The 18,783-nt window shown below is 61.0% G+C and carries 17 protein-coding genes and 1 pseudogene; 13 read left to right on the top strand and 5 right to left on the bottom strand.

The genetic code is table 11. The annotated features are described in order from the left end of the window. The first annotated feature begins 54 nt into the window (after positions 1-54). From H4V96_RS14070 to H4V96_RS14055, 4 genes are all read left to right on the top strand, one after another. Positions 55-252, top strand: coding sequence for a hypothetical protein (locus H4V96_RS14070; protein ID WP_010399555.1), 198 nt, complete (start codon positions 55-57; stop codon positions 250-252). A 146-nt stretch (positions 253-398) separates the two neighbouring features. Then, the gene (locus H4V96_RS14065; protein ID WP_196855526.1) at positions 399-1,985 is read left to right on the top strand and encodes a methyl-accepting chemotaxis protein; all 1,587 of its coding nucleotides are present in this window, start codon (positions 399-401) and stop codon (positions 1,983-1,985) included. 82 nt (positions 1,986-2,067) lie between these two features. Continuing rightward, positions 2,068-2,937, top strand: coding sequence for a ThiF family adenylyltransferase (locus H4V96_RS14060; RefSeq protein WP_280721007.1), 870 nt, complete (start codon positions 2,068-2,070; stop codon positions 2,935-2,937). Further along, a complete protein-coding gene (locus H4V96_RS14055) occupies positions 2,938-4,047 on the top strand; it encodes a nitroreductase family protein (protein WP_196855528.1) in 1,110 nt (369 codons plus the stop codon). Between the two features lie 77 nt (positions 4,048-4,124). Here the strand turns inward: H4V96_RS14055 and pepA are convergent, their stop codons facing one another. Next, a complete protein-coding gene (gene pepA, locus H4V96_RS14050) occupies positions 4,125-4,958 on the bottom strand; it encodes a flocculation-associated PEP-CTERM protein PepA (protein ID WP_196855529.1) in 834 nt (277 codons plus the stop codon). A 309-nt stretch (positions 4,959-5,267) separates the two neighbouring features. Between pepA and H4V96_RS14045 the strand changes: the two genes are divergently transcribed. The 4 genes from H4V96_RS14045 (at position 5,268) to H4V96_RS14030 (ending at position 7,018) form a co-directional block, all read left to right on the top strand. Continuing rightward, positions 5,268-5,441 (top strand): hypothetical protein, encoded by a 174-nt coding sequence (locus H4V96_RS14045; RefSeq protein WP_196855530.1) that lies wholly within the window; start codon positions 5,268-5,270, stop codon positions 5,439-5,441. A 240-nt stretch (positions 5,442-5,681) separates the two neighbouring features. Continuing rightward, entirely contained in the window at positions 5,682-5,819 is a 138-nt protein-coding gene (locus tag H4V96_RS14040) for a hypothetical protein (RefSeq protein ID WP_193365534.1), read from the top strand. Positions 5,820-5,947: 128 nt separating this feature from the next. Further along, on the top strand, positions 5,948-6,316 hold the full coding sequence (locus H4V96_RS14035; protein ID WP_029496523.1) for a hypothetical protein: 369 nt from the start codon (positions 5,948-5,950) through the stop codon (positions 6,314-6,316). Positions 6,317-6,559: 243 nt separating this feature from the next. Then, positions 6,560-7,018: an acyl-CoA thioesterase gene (locus tag H4V96_RS14030; protein WP_043462425.1), complete on the top strand. Its 459-nt coding sequence runs from the start codon at positions 6,560-6,562 to the stop codon at positions 7,016-7,018. 87 nt (positions 7,019-7,105) lie between these two features. On the opposite strand, the gene H4V96_RS14025 is transcribed toward H4V96_RS14030, so the two are convergent. The 3 genes and pseudogenes from H4V96_RS14025 to H4V96_RS14015 form a co-directional block, all read right to left on the bottom strand. Beyond that, positions 7,106-8,512, bottom strand: a complete 1,407-nt coding sequence (locus tag H4V96_RS14025) for a DEAD/DEAH box helicase (RefSeq protein ID WP_010399540.1) — start codon at positions 8,510-8,512, stop codon at positions 7,106-7,108. A 533-nt stretch (positions 8,513-9,045) separates the two neighbouring features. Continuing rightward, a pseudogene (locus tag H4V96_RS14020) lies at positions 9,046-9,564 on the bottom strand (SDR family oxidoreductase); the annotation flags it as partial. A gap of 328 nt (positions 9,565-9,892) precedes the next feature. Further along, entirely contained in the window at positions 9,893-11,308 is a 1,416-nt protein-coding gene (locus tag H4V96_RS14015) for a transglycosylase SLT domain-containing protein (protein WP_196855531.1), read from the bottom strand. Positions 11,309-11,661: 353 nt separating this feature from the next. On the opposite strand from H4V96_RS14015, the gene H4V96_RS14010 reads away from it, so the two are divergent. Both H4V96_RS14010 and H4V96_RS14005 read left to right on the top strand, forming a co-directional pair. After that, the gene (locus tag H4V96_RS14010; RefSeq protein ID WP_070346794.1) at positions 11,662-12,234 is read left to right on the top strand and encodes a DUF1415 domain-containing protein; all 573 of its coding nucleotides are present in this window, start codon (positions 11,662-11,664) and stop codon (positions 12,232-12,234) included. Further along, positions 12,231-12,428, top strand: a complete 198-nt coding sequence (locus tag H4V96_RS14005; protein ID WP_128089281.1) for a DUF1289 domain-containing protein — start codon at positions 12,231-12,233, stop codon at positions 12,426-12,428. Before H4V96_RS14010 ends, H4V96_RS14005 begins: the two co-directional genes overlap by 4 nt. 134 nt (positions 12,429-12,562) lie before the next feature. On the opposite strand, the gene H4V96_RS14000 is transcribed toward H4V96_RS14005, so the two are convergent. Then, the gene (locus tag H4V96_RS14000; RefSeq protein ID WP_196855532.1) at positions 12,563-13,069 is read right to left on the bottom strand and encodes a DUF1993 domain-containing protein; all 507 of its coding nucleotides are present in this window, start codon (positions 13,067-13,069) and stop codon (positions 12,563-12,565) included. A 261-nt stretch (positions 13,070-13,330) separates the two neighbouring features. Between H4V96_RS14000 and H4V96_RS22505 the strand changes: the two genes are divergently transcribed. Genes H4V96_RS22505 through H4V96_RS13990 form a run of 3 tightly spaced genes read left to right on the top strand, consistent with a single transcriptional unit; the run spans position 13,331 to position 18,714 of the window. After that, entirely contained in the window at positions 13,331-14,869 is a 1,539-nt protein-coding gene (locus tag H4V96_RS22505; protein WP_348533194.1) for a PAS domain S-box protein, read from the top strand. After that, entirely contained in the window at positions 14,754-16,412 is a 1,659-nt protein-coding gene (locus H4V96_RS22500) for an EAL domain-containing protein (RefSeq protein ID WP_348533193.1), read from the top strand. Before H4V96_RS22505 ends, H4V96_RS22500 begins: the two co-directional genes overlap by 116 nt. A gap of 19 nt (positions 16,413-16,431) precedes the next feature. After that, on the top strand, positions 16,432-18,714 hold the full coding sequence (locus H4V96_RS13990; RefSeq protein ID WP_196855534.1) for a xanthine dehydrogenase family protein molybdopterin-binding subunit: 2,283 nt from the start codon (positions 16,432-16,434) through the stop codon (positions 18,712-18,714). Positions 18,715-18,783: the final 69 nt, after the last annotated feature.

The following is an 18,783-nucleotide window of genomic DNA, read 5'->3' as shown; positions in this document are numbered from 1 at the left end:
GTTAAACTATGCATTATTGATCTGATATCGCAATTTTACAAGCAAGGAAATACGATGGCTAAGAAAGAAGAGCTCGACCCGGAAACCCTGGAGTTGATCAACTGGTGTATCGAGGTCGAAGGCTTCCTCGTGGCTGGTGGCGCGACTGTGGCGCAGGCGCAAGACCATATCGAAGAGCAGGTCGAATGGTTCACCGATCAATTTTACGATGGCTTGACGCCGGAAGAGGCAGCCAAGGAAGCGCTGGCGTGATCTGCTAACGACATTCGAGTAGTATCAAAGCGGGCGGTGCCTGCCGGGCATCAGCCTGGTAGTGCCGCCCGCTTTGCATTTTTGAAAAGATTTCCTTATGGAAATTGTTTATAATTCCACGCTGCATTTTTTTTACACGGGCTACCATGACTCTCCGTTCGCGCATTCTTTTATTGTGTTTCAGCACCTTGCTGGGCATCGTCCTCATCGCTTCATTCTCTCTGTATTCCTTGCGCCAGACCATGATGGCCGAAAGGGTCGAGCAATTGACGGTGCTGGTGGAGCTGGCCAATGCGTCGGTGGAAAAGGCGTATGCGCTGGAACAGTCGGGTAAGCTCACGCGTGAGCAGGCCCAGCAGCAGGCCAAGCTGGCCCTCGGCAGTTTCGTCAAGGACGAGATGTATTATTTTGTGCGCGACTTCAGTACCGACTTGCTGTACGTACATCCGAATCCTGCGCGCATCGGCACGCCGCAAAAAAATATGCAGCAGTCGGGTGACCGCTACCGGGCAGCGCTGGCCAATAGCCGCATCGGCCTGGTGCAAGCCGATGGTACGCGTCCCGGCGTGAAGGAGCGCGTGGCGAAGATGTACGCGGTGGTGAAATTTGCGCCCTGGAACTGGGTGATCGGCACCGCCACCTATATCGATGATATCAACGACAAGTTTTGGGACCAGGCCGGCGTGCTGCTGGCGATTGGCGGCGCGCTGATGCTGGTGGTGGGCGCCTTGGCGGCCCTGATGTTGCGCCGCATCCTGGCCCAGTTGGGCGGCGAACCCGACTATGCAGTGAGCATCGTCGCGCAAATCGCTCAGGGCGACCTGACTACGCACATCGATACGCGCCCGGGCGACACGGACAGCTTGTTGATGGCGATCAAGGCCATGCGCGATAACCTGGCGCACCTGGTGAGCCAGGTGCGCAACGATGCCGATGCCATTTCCACGGCGTCGGGCGAGATTGCCTCGGGTAACCACGACCTGTCTGCGCGCACGGAACAGCAGGCGGGATCATTGGAAGAAACTGCGTCGACCATGGAAGAGATGACTTCCACCGTGCGCCAGAATGCGGACAATGCGCGCCAGGCCAACCAGTTGGCCATTTCTGCCTCGCAAGTGGCGACCCAGGCGGGTGGTGTGGTGAGCCAGGTGGTCGACACCATGGGTGCCATCAATGCCTCGTCGAAAAAGATCGGCGACATCATTGCTGTCATCGACGGCATCGCCTTCCAGACCAATATCCTCGCCTTGAACGCCGCAGTGGAGGCGGCGCGTGCAGGCGAGCAGGGCCGTGGCTTCGCCGTAGTGGCCAGCGAAGTACGCAACCTGGCGCAGCGTTCGGCGGCTGCTGCCAAGGAAATCAAGCAATTGATCGATAGTTCCGCCGAGCAAGTGGGCGCCGGTGAAAAACTGGTGGCGCTGGCGGGCGAGACGATGGAAAAAGTCGTTAGCAGCGTGCAGCATGTGACCGATATCGTGGCCGAGATTTCCTCGGCCAGCGCCGAGCAAAGCACCGGTATCGAGCAGATCAACCAGGCCATCGCCGAGATGGATAACATGACGCAGCAAAACTCGGCGCTGGTCGAGCAGGCTTCGGCGGCAGCGCAAGCCATGAACGAGCAGGCGGCCGGGCTGGCACAGATCGTCAGCGTGTTCAAGGTGGACGCAGCGGCGCGGCATGTGGCGCTGCCCTCGCACACGGCAGTGGCTGCGCCACGCCGTCTGGCGCGCTAAGCCCTCATCCTGGCGGGAACTTATCGCCCGACCGTCTGTCAAACTATTCTTGGTTCTTTAGGAACGTACAGAAGAGGTTGGCATGACAGACGGTTTTTCTTATCCTGCAGCATTTGCCCGCAACCTGGGCTGGGTCACGCCGGCCGAGCAGGATAGCTTGCGTGGCAAGCGCGTGGCCATTGCCGGCATGGGTGGCGTAGGGGGCGTGCATTTGCTGACCCTGGTGCGGCTGGGTATCGGTGCTTTTCACATCGCCGATTTCGACACTTTCGATATCGCCAACTTCAATCGCCAAGCCGGCGCCATGATGTCCACCCTGGGCCAGCCGAAGGTCGCCGTGCTGGCGCAGATGGCGACGGACATCAATCCTGAATTGGAGATTGAACAGTTTCCAGACGGGATACATGACAGCAATCTGGCAGCGTTTTTTGCCGGTGTCGACCTGTATGTGGACGGCCTGGATTTCTTCGCCTTTGGCGCGCGCCAAGCCACCTTCGCCTGCTGTGCGCGCCTCGGCATCCCTGCCATCACGGCCGCGCCGCTGGGCATGGGGACGGCCGTGCTCAACTTCATGCCGGGCGGCATGACGTTCGACGCGTATTTCGGCTGGGGCGACTTGCCTGAAGAAGAAAAAGCCCTGCGTTTTCTTGTCGGGCTGGCGCCAGCGGGCTTGCACGGCCGCTACCTGGTCGACCCGTCGGCCATCAACCTCAAGCAGCGGCGCGGGCCATCGACCATCATGGGGTGCCAGCTGTGTGCGGGCGCTGCCGCCACCGAGGCACTAAAAATACTCTTGAAGCGCGGCAAGGTAATGGCGGCGCCGCATGGCATGCATTTCGACGCCTACCGCAACAAGCTCGTGCACACATGGCGTCCCGGGGGCAACCGTCATCCGCTGCAACGCCTGAGCATGGCCATCATCAAGCGGCGTCGCGCCGCGCAGGGGGCATAAATGACGCAAGCACTGCTGCTCGATCCCGTGCTGGAAAACATCCTCGACCAGGCGCGCTGGGCGCCCAGCGGCGATAATACGCAACCGTGGCGCTTTGAAGTCGTCGCGCCGCGCCATGTCGTCGTGCATGGCTTCGATACGCGCAGCCATTGCGTGTATGACCTTGACGGCCATCCCAGCCAGCTATCGGTGGGCGCCTTGCTCGAAAGCCTGGCCTTGGCGGCCAGCAGCCATGGCTTGTGCATGGAGGCGCACCGGCGCGGCGGCTTGCCCGAAACCTTGCCCAAGTTTGACGTGCGCTTTGCCGACAGTCCAGGCATGCTGCCCGACCCCTTGGCGGCGTTCCTGCCACAGCGCAGCGTGCAGCGACGACGGCTCAGCACGCGCCGCCTGCGCGCCAGCGAAAAGGCGGCGCTGGCCGCCAGTTTGCCGCCCGGCTACGGCGTGCAATGGTTCGAAGGCTGGCGCGCGCGCCTTTCCTGCGCGCGCCTGCTGTTCGATAATGCGAAGCTGCGTCTGACCATGCCCGAAGCGCACAAGGTGCACCGTGACGTGATCGAATGGGGCGCGCGTTTCAGTAGCGAGCGCATCCCGGAGCAGGCGCTGGGTATCGATCCGATCACAGGGCGCCTGATGCGCTGGGTCATGCATAGCTGGCGCCGCGTGGATTTTTTCAACACCTGGCTGGGAGGCACCATTGCCCCGCGGCTGCAGATGGACTTGCTGCCGGGGCTGTATTGCGCCGCACATTTCGTGCTGCTGGCCGATGCGCCGGCGCGCCACATCGACGATTACGTGGCGGCGGGCCGTGCCATGCAGCGTTTCTGGCTGACGGCCACGCAGCTGGGAGTGCAGTTGCAGCCGGAACTGACGCCGTTGATTTTTGCCCGTTATGTGCGTGAACGGCAAGCCTTTTCGCGCACCGAAGGCATGCAGGAGCTGGCGCAGGAGTTGGCGCTGCAATGCCAGGGCGTACTCGGTGCGGCGGTGCTCGAGCGGGCCGTGTTCTTTGGCCGCATCGGCGCCGGCCCTGAGGCTCAGGCGCGCTCGCTGCGCCGGCCGCTGCAAGATTTGCTGGTGGCGCCGGTCGATGCGAGGATGCCTGCGTGAGCGGCAGGAGTTTGCCGGCTGCCGTAGTGGAAAAAGCCGCTCAGACATGAACGGCTTGTCAATTCGATCAGCGCATGTCAAGCCTGGCGCTGCCCGCCTTGCTGGCGGCGCGCAGTCATGCCCAGGCCAAACAGGCCGATGCCGAGCAGGGCGATGGTGCCTGGTTCAGGTACAGCTGCTTGAAATAATTCCAGGCCGCCGCCGTCGGACATCGCGATGAAACTATTCGTCAAGCTGCCACCGACGAAGCTGTTCGTATTTCCGCTGAGAGACTCGAAAGGGAAAAACGGGTTGGGATTAACAAAGAATAACTGTCCTTGCGGCGTCAGCGTGGCGTTCATCAAGGCCTTGAAGTCGCCTTGCGCCAGACCGTTGAAAACGTGTGCTTCGCCCACATCAAGCGTGTAGGTGACGATCGCATAGTCATCTGCGGAGACGCCACCCACAGTTACCGGCGAACCGGCTACGTTGCTGACCGACAATGACGTGTTCTGGTTGGGGTCGATGTACAGCGTCATGCTCAGGGTTTGAAAGTTGGCGAGGATACCGGACCCCAAACCATTCGACTGACCGGTGATGGTAAACAGGCCATAGATGCCATAGCCATTGAGGGCGTTCAGTTGCGATGGAACGCTACCGCCATTGGGGCTGCCGAAAGCGGCCTTGGTCAGGAAGCCAGTTTGGGTGAAGGGATCGTTGCCACCACCCAAACCGCCAACGATGGTTTGTTCGACGCGCGAGTGATATTCAAAGCTGATGCGGTCGGCCACCACCAGATTGGGAGCGGTACCGGGAACGGAGCCTTCATCGGCGGTAAATAAAGGACCAGCGAGTGTGGGAGAACTGATCAGCGCAGCAGCGATGGCAGCAGCAGATAGAGCGAGACGCAGGACTGAGGACAGCGGTTTCATGGTATTTCCTTCAGCGTGAGGGTGAATCGGAGCAGGTCACTGTGGCGGCTGCCGCAGATAACCTCATACGCCCTTGAGGCAGAATTCGTACCATGTAATATTTGTATTTAAATTCAATAGTTTATAAAAATAGATAGGTCGTTTTTCGCGCGTATGTAAAAAAAATCGACATTCGATTTGGCCCTCACAATTGCATGCCTATCCCAGCTGAGCTAGTCATGCCAGGTGCGGCGCCGGCAGCACGGAGCGCGCGCCTCGCGGGCGCCAGTGTTTTTCATCATCGCTTACAGTGTGGCAAAGGAGGTCACCATGCAACTACAATCGCGTCATGCCCCGTTGCGCGCCCACAGCACGCCTGAACCGGATACCGGTCCGCCGCCCGAAGGCGATCCGCTGATGCCGCCGCTGGAAAAGCCGCCGTACGCTGATCCCGTGCCGGTCGAGGAACCGACGCCACCGCCACCACCCGTCAAGATGGCTTAAGAGCAAGCATTCGAGCACGTGCGCCTCGCTACGCTGCCGGGCCACAGCCGCGCGCTGTCTATTTTTGTTCGGAAATGGTTTGCGCAGGCGGCAGTATCGCCGCGCCATTTAAACAACAGAAACGCCAATAAGTGTTGCCTGGTGGATACAAATCAAGCGCTAACTGCTGTGTGTCATGTGGTCGTCACGATTCTGTTCTTATAATAAGACATCATAAAAATTCTTGTACAGGAGACCACCGTGGGCAATTCCTTGCATAACAAAATTTATCTGGGCCGACGCCCTGTGATGGCTGGCAAAAACCTCGTAGCGCTGGCCCTGGCAGGCGCCGTGGCCGGTTGCGGCCTGGCGTGGCTGCTGCTGCGTAGCTACAAATAGGCGCAATCTGCGCGCATTTCAGCATGCCGTCGGTGGTGTTGGCGGCGACTGAATTACGTTGCCTGTTGCCGATGCGCTGCTGGGCGCGTACCATGAGGGCCGAACACCTGGCCTTTTATGGAAAAGTAATGAAGAACGAGAAATTAACAACCGATGAATATGACGCGCTGGAGCAAGTTGCACGCGGCATCAAGACCGAGCGCCCCAGTGCTTGCGTTGCCCGCAATGCCAAGCGCCTGTCCGGCCTGAAGCTGCTCAGCTATGCACGCGATGGCCGTCTGTCCATCACCGATAAAGCACAACAACTGCTGTTCCTGCGCCGCTGCATCATGGGTTTGCGCGCCGTCGCCGCCGATCCGCTGACCAAGCTGGACTCGGAGGTGGCCTATTTCCTGGGTAAGAAAGCCCACATCGTGGCGCGCGCGGAAGGCGAGGGCCACGACATTTCTGACAAGGGCCGCGACTCGCTGGTCGACATCGACACCCTGGGCCTGTAAGCGCCTCTCCCGGTAGATGAAGACATCGTCTGCCGGCGCCGCTCAGACGCGGGGGACTGCCTTGTCCGTCGCCGCGTGGCTTGCCACGCGTCTTGTGCGCCCCTTGTCCGCACACCTGAGGCACTGTCAGCAGAGGAGCTTGCCTGCCGGGCTAGACTTTGCACCGAGCAGCCGGCCCCTGAGGCCGGTTTTTACATCCCCACACTTTTATATCCCCTTTGGAGAACACTTTTGGACAGCGCGATGAACTGGTCGGCCCACGAACTGACGATGACGGTCTTGATGACGCCCGATATGGCCAACTTTTCCGGTAACGTGCACGGCGGCACCATCCTGAAATACCTCGACAGTGTCGCCTACGCCTGCGCCAGCCGCTATTCGGGCAGCTATGTGGTGACCCTGTCCGTGGACCAAGTGATGTTCTTGCAGCCGATTCACGTCGGTGAGCTGGTGACGTTCCTCGCCGCCATCAATTACACAGGCACGACCTCGATGGAAGTGGGCATCCGCGTGGTGACGGAAAACATCCAGCAGCGTCTGGTGCGCCATGCCAATAGCTGCTATTTCACCATGGTGGCGGTGGACGCCGACCGCAAGCCGGTGGCCGTGCCGCCGCTGGTGCTGGAGACGCCGGAGCAGCAGGTGCGCTTCGAACAGGCCAAGCTGCGCAAGCTGTCGCGCCAGAAGGTGTCGAAGAAATAAATGCGCCGCGCAAAAAAAAACGGCCTCCAGAGTGATCTGGTGGCCGTTTTTTATTGCTTGCCGCCTATCGGCGGCGGGGCGCCGTGATTAACGGTCGCCGTAGCTGCGGCGTGCGCCGTCGGTGCTGCGCGGGTTGGAACCCTTGTAGCCGCCGCCGGTGCTAGGCGCGCCATCCTTGCGTGGTGCGCCCGGCTTGCTGAACGTGCGCTGGCCTGGCTTTGCGCCACCACGGTTGTCGCCTGGTTTCCAGCCGCCTGGACGGGCGCTCGAACGTGGTGCCGATGCCGTTTTCTTAGGCTCGAAACCTTCGATGACATTGACTGGGATCAATTGCTTGGTGAAGCGTTCGATACGCTTGACGTTCATGCCTTCAGCGTGGTTCACCAGCGAGATGGCCAGGCCATTGCGGCCAGCGCGGCCGGTACGGCCGATGCGGTGGACGTAGTCTTCCGGGAACTTCGGCAGATCGTAGTTGAATACGTGGGTGATCGTCGGTACGTCGATACCGCGGGCGGCAACGTCGGTGGCGACCAGCACTTTGACCTGGCCGCGGCGCATGCCGTCCAGGGTGCGGTTACGCGCGCCCTGATGCATGTCGCCGTGCAAGGCGGCAGCCGAGAAACCGGCGATGTTCAGGCGGTCGGCGATGGTGTCAGCGTCACGTTTGGTGGCGGTAAACACAACAGCTTGATCCAGCGTTTCGTCGCGCAGCAGATGGTCCAGCAGGCGATTCTTGTGCGACAGATCGTCGACGAAGTGGACGCGCTGGGTGATGTTTTCATGCTTGTTGCTCGAACTTGCCACTTGGATAACCAGTGGGTTTTTCGTGATGCGGCGCGCCATGTTGCCAACGACGCCGTCCAGAGTCGCCGAGAACAGCATGGTTTGACGGCCTTCTGGCGTCGCTTCCACGATTTTTTCGATGTCGTCGATGAAACCCATGTCCAGCATGCGGTCGGCTTCGTCCAGCACCAGGATTTCCAGTTGCGAGAAGTCGATCTTGCCCGAGTCCATGTGGTCGATCAGACGGCCGGGGGTGGCGACCAGAATCTCAGGATTCTTGGCCAGCAATTGCATTTGTTTAGGGTAAGGCATGCCGCCCAGGATCGACACAGCCTTGATGCGGCGGATGCCGCTGCTGTATTTGTCGGTGTTGGTGGTCACTTGCAGGGCCAGTTCGCGCGTTGGCGTCAGCACCAGCATTTTTGGCTGGGCAGCCTTGAAGCGTGGACGCTCGCCGCGGGCGCGCGATGCTTGCATTTCCTGGTTTGGCGTCTTGCCGGCGGCGCTTTGTTCGGCGCTGGCCAGTTTGTGCAACGACGGCAGCATGAACGCTGCGGTCTTGCCCGAACCGGTCTGCGACGAGACCAGCAAGTCACGGCCTTCGATCGCGGCGGGAATCGCTTGCGACTGTACCGCGGTTGGCGCGGTGTAGCCCGATTCGGTCAGTGCGGCGATGATGGACGGATGCAGGCCTAAGGATTCAAATGTCATTCTTTTCTTTCGTAAAAATCAGCGTTCTTGCAAAAAGCAGAACGCAAAATAGCAACGCCAACCAAAACGAAATGACTCAACTAGAAAGAAATTTCGGCACAAAAGCTTTGCGCCGGGACGGTGTCAGGTGCGACACACAAGGCGGGAGGGCTTTATAAGCGGCATCCTGTGGATGCGCTAAGGCTTGCGAAGCTGCTAAGTTTGTACTGCGTTTGTAGTGCATTTACTGCGGTATTGCTATCGCTTCAAGGGAACATATTGCAGCGCACAACGACACTATACCGTATTTGCCGCCGTTTTGCACGGCATAAATGGGGAAAAACGAAAGTCCTACCACGTTTTGCACATGTTTCCTATGCAAAATCAGTAAAATGACGCAGTTTTTAGCCGCTCAATCGCCTCTTGCCACGATGTCGGCAGGCAGCGGCGGCGGCTGCGTTTTCCTGGCCCGATGGGTTTCTGGCTATCAAGAGACGACAAGCGGCGCGCGTGAAGTATCGATCACCGGCGCATTGCTCTGTCTCTGGATGGACGGCCATCACTTGTGAAAAGCCGCCATCGACGCAGGTGATCTCGCCGGTGATGCCCGAGGCCGGGTCGGACAGCAAAAAGGCGGCCGTGTTGCCCACTTCCTCGATGTTGACGTTGCGACGCTGCGGCGCGTGTTTGGCCACAAAGCCCAGGAGTTTGCTGAAATCCTTGATGCCGGAGGCGGCCAGCGTCTTGATGGGGCCGGCGGAGATGCCATTGGCGCGGATGCCGCGCTGGCCCAGCGATTCGGCCAGGTGGCGCACCGACGCTTCCCGCGACGCCTTGGTCAGCCCCATGGTGTTGTAACAGGGCGCGGCGCGTACGGCGCCCAAGCACGTCATGGTCAGCGCCGATGCACCCGGATGCAGCAGCGGCAGTGCGGCCTTGGTCATGGCCGGGAAGCTGTAGGCGGAAATATCGTGCGCAATGTGGAAGCTGTCGCGCGATAAGCCGTCGAGGAAGTCGCCGTCGATCGCCTCGCGCGGTGCAAAACCGATGGCGTGCGCCAGGCCATCGAGCTGTTGCCAATCAGCAGGCCCGTGATGAGTAATGCCGTTCAGTTAGTGTCAGTGATGCTATTTTTAGCCCAAGAACAAGGACTGGGGTTAGCGAATTTACTGGCGCTCATCAATCACGCCAAAACCCTTGACTGAACGGCATTAGCCGGTGATGAGGATTTTTTGCCGTGCAAGAAAGCCATGACGACTCCTGTTTGGGAGAGTAAACGGACCAGGGCGGATGTGTCACCGGCCGTGACAGCAAAGCTGTGGCGGCCGGTGGAAATCCGATGCCGGGTGGCTTGCAAGGCCTAGCAACGCCGGCCGGAAGTGTCGCTCATGTCAGGTGCACTCAGTGGCGGGCCTTGGCGCGACTGTTGCCGCCGCCGCGCTGGATGCGCGGTTTTACCAGGGAAATTGGCGCCGCCTGCACCTTGCCGCCCTTGGTCGCGCGTCGCAGTGCCTTGGCGGCCCGTTCCGGGCGGTCCGCTTCGAGCAGCATGGTGGCGCTGTCGGCGATTTCCTGGCTGATGTCCTTGTTCACCGTGGTCGAGGTTTTCGGCACGAGGATGGTGGAGCCGGCGCGCAGGCTGGTGCGCTGGGGGATATTGTTGGCCTGGCGCAGCACGTCGGGCGTGGTGCCAAATTTCGACGCCAGCGTTTCGATGCGTTCGCGCGCGTTGGTGATCTTGTGCGTGGTCCAGCTCGACAAGGCATGGCCCCACTGTGCCAGGTTGGTGGTGAACTTGGCGGCATTTTCCTGCGGCAACAGAATCTTGGTTTTTTCACCGCCGATGATGACGGGGCGGTTAAACTGCGGATTCAAGGCTTTGAATTCATCCATCGACAGTTCGGCCAGTTGTGCGGCAACAGTCATATCGATGTCGCTGGTCTTGTCGATGGCCGTGAAGTACGGCTGGTTGTCGACTACGGGCAGGGTCAGGCCGAACTGGGCTGGATTGGCGATGATGTTTTTCACCGCTTGTAACTTGGGCACGTAATTGCGCGTCTCTGCCGGCATCAGGTCGGCCAGGCTGTCGAAATCGGTGGGTTTGCCCAGCGACTGGTTTTTCTTGATGGCGCGCTGCACCGAGCCTTCGCCCCAGTTGTAGGCAGCCAGCGCCAGTTGCCAGTCGCCAAACATGTCATACAGGCGCTGCAGATATGTCAGGGCCGCATCGGTCGAGGCCAGCACGCCGCGGCGCTCGTCCTTGAACATGTTTTGCTTGAGGTTGAAGTCGCGCCCCGTGGCAGGCACGAATTGCCACATGCCGGCTGCATTGGCGCTGGAGAATGCCTGCGGGTTGAAGGCGGACTCGATGAACGGCAGCAAGGCCAGTTCCGTCGGCATGCCGCGCTTTTCCAGTTCCTGCACCACGTGGAAGATGTAGCGCGAGGCGCGCGCCGTGGTGCGGGCGATGTGGTCGGGGCGGGTGGCGTACCAGTTGACGTGGTTGGCCACCAGTTGGTTATTGATGTCGGGAATCGCATAGCCGCTGCGGATGCGGCCCCAGACGTCGGCTTCGCGCAGCGGATCGGAATTGTCGCTGAGATTTTTCAGCAGACGGTCGGTCTTTTGCAGGCGGTTGTCGAGGGTGGGGAGTTTTGCCGTGACCTGGGCGGTCATCGGGATCAGCGCCGGTGCGGTGGTGGTGGCGACTGGTGCGTTATCGCTCTCAACACCGGCGTCGTACGCCTGGCTGAGGGCGGGCGCAAGCGCCAGGGCCAACGCCGCCAGGACGGTAGATGTAAAGGAGTTTTCGTGCATAGTGTTCCATTATTGTCGTCGGAGAAACATCGGACAGACCCATGATCAAGTTGCGAGTGTACGGATATCCCCATGCCACAGTCAAGAATTATGTCAGCATGATGACAGGAAATAAGCGTCAATAAGTGGTAAACGCCTGGGTTTCCATTCGCAAGTACCGTCATCATTGCAAATTTTATTCGTCCGATGCGCGATTCGGCCGTTGTTATAGCATACATGGCGAGGACGATCGCGCAAGTTTGGCAGGCATTCCGTATGAGACTGCGCAAAGAATGCGGACAGTGCGTACAATTTGGCTAATGCCGGCCATTGGGCTGCCGGCCGCCATATTGATTTGATAGAGAGCCATGCATATGAACACCCCGCCGCGCCACGACGACGACAACGCCGTCATCATCGCCAATACCGTTGTCTGGCTGGAAAAGGCCGTCATCGGCCTGAACCTGTGCCCGTTCGCCAAGGCCGTGCACGTCAAGCAGCAGATCCGCTATGTGGTGTGCGAATCGAGCAATCCGGAAGATTTGCTGTCCATGCTGATGGACGAGCTGCAAATCCTGGCCGACACGCCCCCCGAGCAGATCGACACGACCTTGCTGATCCACCCGTACACCTTGAACGATTTCCTCGACTACAACGAGTTTCTCGATGTGGCCGACGCGGCCGTCGAAGACATGCACCTGGCCGGCGAACTGCAAGTGGCCAGTTTCCACCCGAACTACCAGTTTGCCGAGACGTTCGAGGATGACATCAGCAACTACACCAACCGCTCGCCCTACCCGACCTTGCACTTGCTGCGCGAAGACAGCATAGCGCGCGCCGTCGAGGCCTTCCCGGAAGCGTCGGAAATCTTTGACAAGAATATCGCCACCTTGGAAAATCTGGGTGTCGAAGGCTGGGCCAAGCTCGGCTTGCCGCAGGCATCATGATGGCGGACAAGCAATTACCGCCCCGTGCCGATACGCCCTGCGTGGCTGTCTGCTCGACGACGTTCGACGAAATTTGCCGCGGCTGCGGGCGCAGTGTGGTGGAAGTGGCCCACTGGGTGTCGATGACGGATGCAGAGAAGGAAGTGGTGTGGGTGCGGATTCTTTCGCAAGGGTATCCGCGCCGCAATACTTAGCTTAGCCAGCAGCAACTGCTGAAATGCCGGGGTCAGCCCCCCTAACTGCAGGGGGCAGACCCCCAAGGACGCTAACGCAGAGCTCAGCGCTAGCGTGCGCGAGGGTCTGACCCCAGATCTTTCAGCGTCAACTATTAATAACTGCCGATAAAGTCTTTTTTGCCGACTTCGATACCGTTATGGCGCACGATGTCGTACGCCGTCGTCGCGTGGAAGAAGAAATGCGGCAGTGCGTAGTGGAACAGATAGGTCTGGCCCGTGAAGTGCTTGGTTTTTTCGCCGCTACCGGTGGTGATGGCGCGTGTTTCGCTGCCGTCGATGTCCGCTTGCGGCAGGCTTTCCAGGAAGGCGATGGTTTTCACGATGCGCGCCTTCAGCTCGGCAAAGCTTTGTTCGCTGTCTTCATACGCTGGCACGGCCACGCCGGCCAGGCGCGCGCCGCAGCCCTTGGCGAAGTCGGTGGCGATCTGCACCTGGCGCACGAACGGCAGCATGTCCGGGAACAAGCGGAATTGCAGCAGGGCGTTCGGGTCGATTTTCTTGTCTTGCGCGTGCGTTTCCGCCTTGTCCAGGATGGCGGCCAGGCTGCCCAGGATCTGTTTGAAGACGGGGATCGACGCGGAGTAGATGGAGAAGGTCATGGTGGTTCCTCTAGGTAAAGTGGGGCGATGATAGCAAGCGGCGCGTTTTTCTGCTGGCGCTGGCCGGACGCGCCAGCCCAGGTGTGGTTTTTCAGTCCCATGTATATGGCCTGAGGTCGGCGTTGGTGCGTGTTTATTGGTGACTTTTCCCGCTTTTCCCATGCATAATTGGCGCTGGAAAAGTTTCTTCCTGCCGTATCACCCGAATGCCCTTGTAACGTTCCATGATTGCCTGCCTGATGTCTGTTGCCCTATTGCCGCATGTTTAATTCGCCCTACCAGCGCCTGCGCGCCAGCCTGCGTCAGCTTTTCGGCTCGTCGATCTATGGCGCCCTGCTGCTAGTGGTGTTAGGCGGCCTGGTCGTGCCCGCCATTTTTGGCAGCTATCTGCTGGTCGGCGTGCATGAACGCCAGTCGGCGCGCACCACTCTGAATGAGGCCTTGCAGCGCAATGCCGACATCCTGGCGCTGGGCATGCAGGAGTCGCTGTGGAACATGAATGCCGAATCGGCCCATTCGCTGGTCGAGTCGGTGATGCGCGACCAAGCCGTGCTGCTGGTGACGGTGCTGGGACTGGGCGACGCGCAATTCATCCGCCTGCAGGCACCGCAGCGGCCCGTGGGTAATCTGTACCGCGCCGAGCGCGACATTATCGTGCGCGGCGAACGCATCGGCCACGTCGTCGTCGAGATGGATGATGCACGCAGCCAGCAGGAGCTGCGCGAAAAGCAGATGTCCTATCTTTTTGTGCTGGGCGCGCAGCTGGCCGTGTCGATGGCGCTGATCGTATTGTTCCTGAACCGTCGCCTGTTGCGGCCCCTGCGCCGCCTGATGCGCTTTTCCGACCGGCTGTCGCACGGCGATTTCGATACGCCGCTGGTCTCGCACAGCAACGACGAGCTGGGACGCCTGACGGCCCAGCTCGAACAAATGCGCGCCGCCATCGGCCAGCTATTCGAGGATGTGGGTCAGCGTGAAGAGCGTTTCCGCACCATCGTCACGCAGGTGCCGGGCGCCGTTTTCCGCTACCGGCCTGACGGCGCGATCGACTTCGTCAGCGATGCCATCGAGGCCATCTGCGGCTATTCGGCGCGCCAGTTCATGAGCGGCACCACGCATGCCTGGGCCGCCCTGATCAGCCCGGAAGAGCGGCTTGCGCACCGCCGCGCCGTGCGCCAGGCGGTGCAGGAGGTGCGCCCGTATGCGCTGGAATATCGCATCATCGACGCTTTCGGTATCGAACGCTGGGTAGCCGAGAATGGCCAGCCGCAGGCCTGCGCGCAGGGTGTCGTCTGGGTCGATGGCATTATTGCCGACATCAGCCAGCGCAAGCACCACGAAATGCGTATCGAGGCGCTGCTGACGCAGCAAAGCGCCATTCTCGACAATGTGATGTTTGGCGTGATGTTCGTGCGCCATCGCCGCATCGTTTCCGTCAACCGCCGCTGCGAGGAGCTGTTTGGTTACGGCCATGCCGAAATGACGGGCAAGTCGACCGCCATCGTATTCATGACGTCGTTTGACTTCGAAGAGGCGGGCGAGCGCCAGTATCCGGTGCTGGCAAATGGCGTCGATTTCAGCGAGGAGCGCCAGTACCGGCGCCGCGACGGCAGCCTGTTATGGGCGCTGGTCAGTGGCAGTGCGCTCGATCCGCTGCACCCCAACGAAGGCAGCATCTGGGTGTATGCCGATATCACGGCGCGCAAGGAAGCGGAAGAAAAGCTGCGCCTGTCGGGTAGTCGACGCGCATGGCATCATCGTCACCGTCAATCCCGCCTTTACGCAGATCACGGGCTATAGCGAAGCCGAGGCGCTGGGCCGGCATTCGTCGCTGAACCGCTCGGCGCGCCATGATGCGGCGTTTTACGAGGCCCTGTGGAGCGAACTGAAGGCCAGCGGTTTCTGGCGCGGCGAAATCTGGCGCCAGCGCAAGAGCGGTGAAATCTATCTCGAGTGGCTGACCATCAGCGCGGTGCGCGACGCGCGCGCCGACACCACGTATTATGTGGGCGTGTTCAGCGATATTACCCTGATCAAGCAGTCGCAGGAAAAGCTCGACTACATGGCGCACCACGATCCGCTGACGGCATTGCCGAACCGCCTGCTGTTTCACGACCGCTTGCAGCGCGCCCTGCTGCGCGCCGCGCGCGACCAGGAGCAACTGGCCGTGCTGTTTATTGACCTGGACCGTTTTAAGAACGTCAACGATACCCTGGGCCACCATGTGGGCGATGAGTTGCTGCAAAAAGTGGCTGGCCAGCTGGCTGTCTGCCTGCGTGAAAGCGATACGCTGGCGCGCCTGGGCGGCGACGAGTTCATCGTGCTGCTCGAGCGCGTTGATGGCGAGTGCGGCGTTACGCAGGTGGCGGAAAAGCTGATGACCATGTTCGATCAGCCCTTCACCGTGGCCGACCATGAATTGTTTATCACCTGCAGCGTGGGCATCAGCCTGTATCCGGATGATGCGCTGGACTTGAATATGCTGATCCGCAATGCCGACGTGGCCATGTATCAGGCCAAGGCGCGCGGGCGCAATGGCTACCGCTTTTATGCGCCGTCGATGACGGGCGAGGGCGTCGAGCGTCTGCGCCTGGAAACTTTTTTGCGCCGCTCGCTGGAAAAAAACGAGATGTTCCTCAATTACCAGCCGCAGGTGGAAATCGACACGGGTCGCCTGGTTGGCGTCGAGGCGCTGGTGCGCTGGAACCACCCGGAACTGGGCCTGGTGCCGCCGGCGCGCTTCATCCCGCTGGCCGAGGATAGCGGTTTCATCAACCAGCTGGGCAAATGGGTGCTCGACGAAGCGTGCCGCCAGATGATGCGCTGGCAGGCGCAGGGCTTGCGCGTGCCGAAGATGGCCGTCAACTTGTCGGTGAAACAGTTCGAGCGAGGCAGCATCGCCGGCATGGTGGCCGATATTTTGCAGGAAACGGGACTCGAGCCGCAGCGCCTGCAGCTGGAAGTGACGGAATCGGTGATCATGAACACGGGCGACGCGCTCGGCTTCATCAATGATTTGCATGCCATCGGCGTGGGTCTGGCCATCGATGACTTCGGTACCGGCTATTCCTCGCTCGCGTATCTGAAACAGTTGCCCGTGCAAACCTTGAAGATCGACCGCTCCTTCATCAAGGATATCTCGACGGACGTGAACGATGAAGCGATCGCGATTGCCATCATCGAGTTGGGCAAGAGCATGCACTTGTCGGTGATCGCCGAGGGCGTGGAAACGCAAGAACAGGCCGCCTTCCTGCTGCGTCATGGCTGCAAGCTGGCGCAAGGTTATTTGTTTAGCCGCCCGGTGCTGCCACAGGATATGCTGGCGCGCTGGATCGATGATTAACGAGATAAGGGGAGTTTCCATGAGCGCAGCACACACCACGTCGCGCCGCCGTTTTTTGCTCGGCGGCCTCGGTCTCGGCGTGGCCGGCGTGGGCGCTTTGGTGCTGGGCTGGGGCGTGCTGCCGCCGCGCCAGCGCCTGCAGGGCAGCGTGCCGCTGGCGCTCCAGGAGGGCGCCGTGGCGCTGAACGGCTGGCTGGCCATTGCTGGCGATGGTAGCGTGACCCTGGCCATGCCGCGCAGCGAGATGGGGCAGGGCGTGCATACGGCCTTGCCGATGCTGGTGGCCGAGGAGCTCGACGTGCCCTTGTCTAGCGTAAAGCTGATCCAGGCGCCTATGGATAAAATCTTCGGTAATGTCGCCATGCTCAAGGACAGCCTGCCGTTCCACCCGGACGACCAGGGTCGCCTGAAGGCGCTGGCCCAATGGACGGTGGCGAAGGCGGCGCGCGAACTGGGCGTGATCGTCACCGGTGGCTCGTCGAGCGTGAAGGATGGCTGGGGGCCCATGCGCGAAGCGGGCGCATCGGCGCGCGCCATGCTGCTGAAAGCTGCCGCCGCGCAGTGGCAGGTGCCGGCCGCGCAATGCCGCACGCACGATGGCGCCGTGATCCACCCGGACGGCCGGCGCGCCAGCTACGCCAGCCTGGCGCAGCTGGCCGCTGCCATCGATCCAGGCACGCCCGTGCTGAAGTCGCCCAAGGATTTCAAGTTGATCGGCCAGCCGGCGCCGCGCCGCGATACGCCTTCCAAAGTGAATGGCAGCGCGCGTTTCGGCATCGATGCGCGGCCGCCGGGCATGTTGTACGCGGCCCTGCATCTGCCACCGCGTCTCGGTGACACCCTCGCTGCCTTCGATGCGGCGCCCATCCTGGCCATGCCCGGCGTTAGCAAGGTGCTCGACCTGACGCCGCACCTGATGCAGCGCAGCACATCGGTCACCTCGTGCGCCGCCGTGGTGGCAGACACCTGGTGGCGCGCCAGGCAGGCGGCGGCCGCCTTGCCGACGCAGTGGAAGGCCGCTGCGCAAGCGGGCCTGTCCAGCGCCGGCGTGTATGCCGAGTTTACCCGCCTGTTAGATAACGACGTGGGCCATGCGTACCACGTCAGCGGCGAGGCGGAAGGTAAAGCCGTGCAAGGCATGCGCAGCGTCAAAGCCGAGTACCGTGCGCCTTTCCTGGCGCATGCTGCCATGGAACCGGTCAACTGTACCGCGCAGGTCAAGGATGGCAAGGTGATGCTATGGGTCTCGACGCAGGCGCCTGGCATCGCCGTCGACGTGGCGGCGAAAGTGGCCGGCGTCGATGCGAAAGACGTGGCCATCGAGGTGCTGCTGCTCGGTGGCGGTTTCGGCCGCCGCCTGGAAGTGGACATGGTGGCGCAAGCCGTGGCCATCGCGTTGCAGTGCGATGGCGCGCCGGTGCAGCTGGTGTGGACGCGCGAGCAGGACACGCAGCATGATATGTACCGTCCCGCCGCGCTGGCGCGCTTTGCGGCACGCCTGGACGAGCATGGCCGCATCGCTTCCTGGGACAATCAATCCGTCAGCGGCTCGATCACGCACCAGTTCTTGCAGCGCAATTTCGGCTTGCCCGCCGCAGGGCCGGACAAGACCACGGTCGAGGGCGAATTCGACCTGCCGTATGAAATAGCCAACCAGCGCATCGCCCACGTCATCGCCGACAGCGCTGTTCCTATCGGCTACTGGCGCTCCGTGGGGCATTCGCACAATGCCTTCTTCAAGGAAAGTTTTATCGATGAACTGGCCCACGCGGCGGGACACGATGGCATCGCCTTTCGCCGCGCCATGCTATTGCAGCATCCGCGCCACTTGGCCGTGCTCGATGCGGCGGTGGCCAGGGCGGGCAGTGCCCCGCCTGGCCATGCGCATGGCGTGGCCTTGCACCAGTCGTTCGGCAGCATCGTCGCGCAAGTGGCGCAGGTCAGCGTGGAAAACGGCGAAATCCGCGTGCAACGCGTGGTGTGCGCGATTGATTGCGGTATCGCCGTCAATCCGAACATCATTGCCCAGCAGATGGAGTCGGCCGTGCTGTTTGGCTTGTCTGCGGCGCTCGGTGGCGAGATCACCTTCAAGGATGGCAAGGTGGAACAGAGCAATTTTCACGACTATCCGGTGCTGCGCATGGGGCAGGCGCCCGAGGTGGAAACCATCATCATCGCCAGCGCCGAGCATCCGGAAGGCGTGGGCGAGCCCGGCACGCCACCGATTGCGCCGGCCGTGGCCAACGCCATCTTCAGTTTGACGGGGAAACGGCTGCGCAGCTTGCCGCTACGGCTCGGCTAAAGTTGATGCAGAACACGCACAACAGCGTCGCGGGCGGCAGCCAGTTGTGACCAGAGGCCTCGCTGTGTG

The sequence above is a fragment of the Janthinobacterium sp. CG_23.4 genome (assembly GCF_029892305.1).
Classification (GTDB): Bacteria; Pseudomonadota; Gammaproteobacteria; order Burkholderiales; family Burkholderiaceae_D; genus Janthinobacterium; species Janthinobacterium lividum_D.
Note: the sequence above shows the minus strand (reverse complement) of the source record. Positions and strands in the feature narration are given on the sequence as shown.

Excerpts from the sequence above, each read along its gene's own strand:
- H4V96_RS14070 (WP_010399555.1), top strand. The coding sequence starts at position 55 with ATGGCTAAGAAAGAAGAGCTCGACCCGGAAACCCTGGAGTTGATCAAC.
- H4V96_RS14065 (WP_196855526.1), top strand. The coding sequence starts at position 399 with ATGACTCTCCGTTCGCGCATTCTTTTATTGTGTTTCAGCACCTTGCTG.
- H4V96_RS14060 (WP_280721007.1), top strand. The coding sequence starts at position 2,068 with ATGACAGACGGTTTTTCTTATCCTGCAGCATTTGCCCGCAACCTGGGC.
- H4V96_RS14055 (WP_196855528.1), top strand. The coding sequence starts at position 2,938 with ATGACGCAAGCACTGCTGCTCGATCCCGTGCTGGAAAACATCCTCGAC.
- pepA (WP_196855529.1), bottom strand. The coding sequence starts at position 4,958 with ATGAAACCGCTGTCCTCAGTCCTGCGTCTCGCTCTATCTGCTGCTGCC.
- H4V96_RS14045 (WP_196855530.1), top strand. The coding sequence starts at position 5,268 with ATGCAACTACAATCGCGTCATGCCCCGTTGCGCGCCCACAGCACGCCT.
- H4V96_RS14035 (WP_029496523.1), top strand. The coding sequence starts at position 5,948 with ATGAAGAACGAGAAATTAACAACCGATGAATATGACGCGCTGGAGCAA.
- H4V96_RS14030 (WP_043462425.1), top strand. The coding sequence starts at position 6,560 with ATGAACTGGTCGGCCCACGAACTGACGATGACGGTCTTGATGACGCCC.
- H4V96_RS14025 (WP_010399540.1), bottom strand. The coding sequence starts at position 8,512 with ATGACATTTGAATCCTTAGGCCTGCATCCGTCCATCATCGCCGCACTG.
- H4V96_RS14015 (WP_196855531.1), bottom strand. The coding sequence starts at position 11,308 with ATGCACGAAAACTCCTTTACATCTACCGTCCTGGCGGCGTTGGCCCTG.
- H4V96_RS14010 (WP_070346794.1), top strand. The coding sequence starts at position 11,662 with ATGAACACCCCGCCGCGCCACGACGACGACAACGCCGTCATCATCGCC.
- H4V96_RS14005 (WP_128089281.1), top strand. The coding sequence starts at position 12,231 with ATGATGGCGGACAAGCAATTACCGCCCCGTGCCGATACGCCCTGCGTG.
- H4V96_RS14000 (WP_196855532.1), bottom strand. The coding sequence starts at position 13,069 with ATGACCTTCTCCATCTACTCCGCGTCGATCCCCGTCTTCAAACAGATC.
- H4V96_RS22505 (WP_348533194.1), top strand. The coding sequence starts at position 13,331 with ATGTTTAATTCGCCCTACCAGCGCCTGCGCGCCAGCCTGCGTCAGCTT.
- H4V96_RS22500 (WP_348533193.1), top strand. The coding sequence starts at position 14,754 with ATGCCGATATCACGGCGCGCAAGGAAGCGGAAGAAAAGCTGCGCCTGT.
- H4V96_RS13990 (WP_196855534.1), top strand. The coding sequence starts at position 16,432 with ATGAGCGCAGCACACACCACGTCGCGCCGCCGTTTTTTGCTCGGCGGC.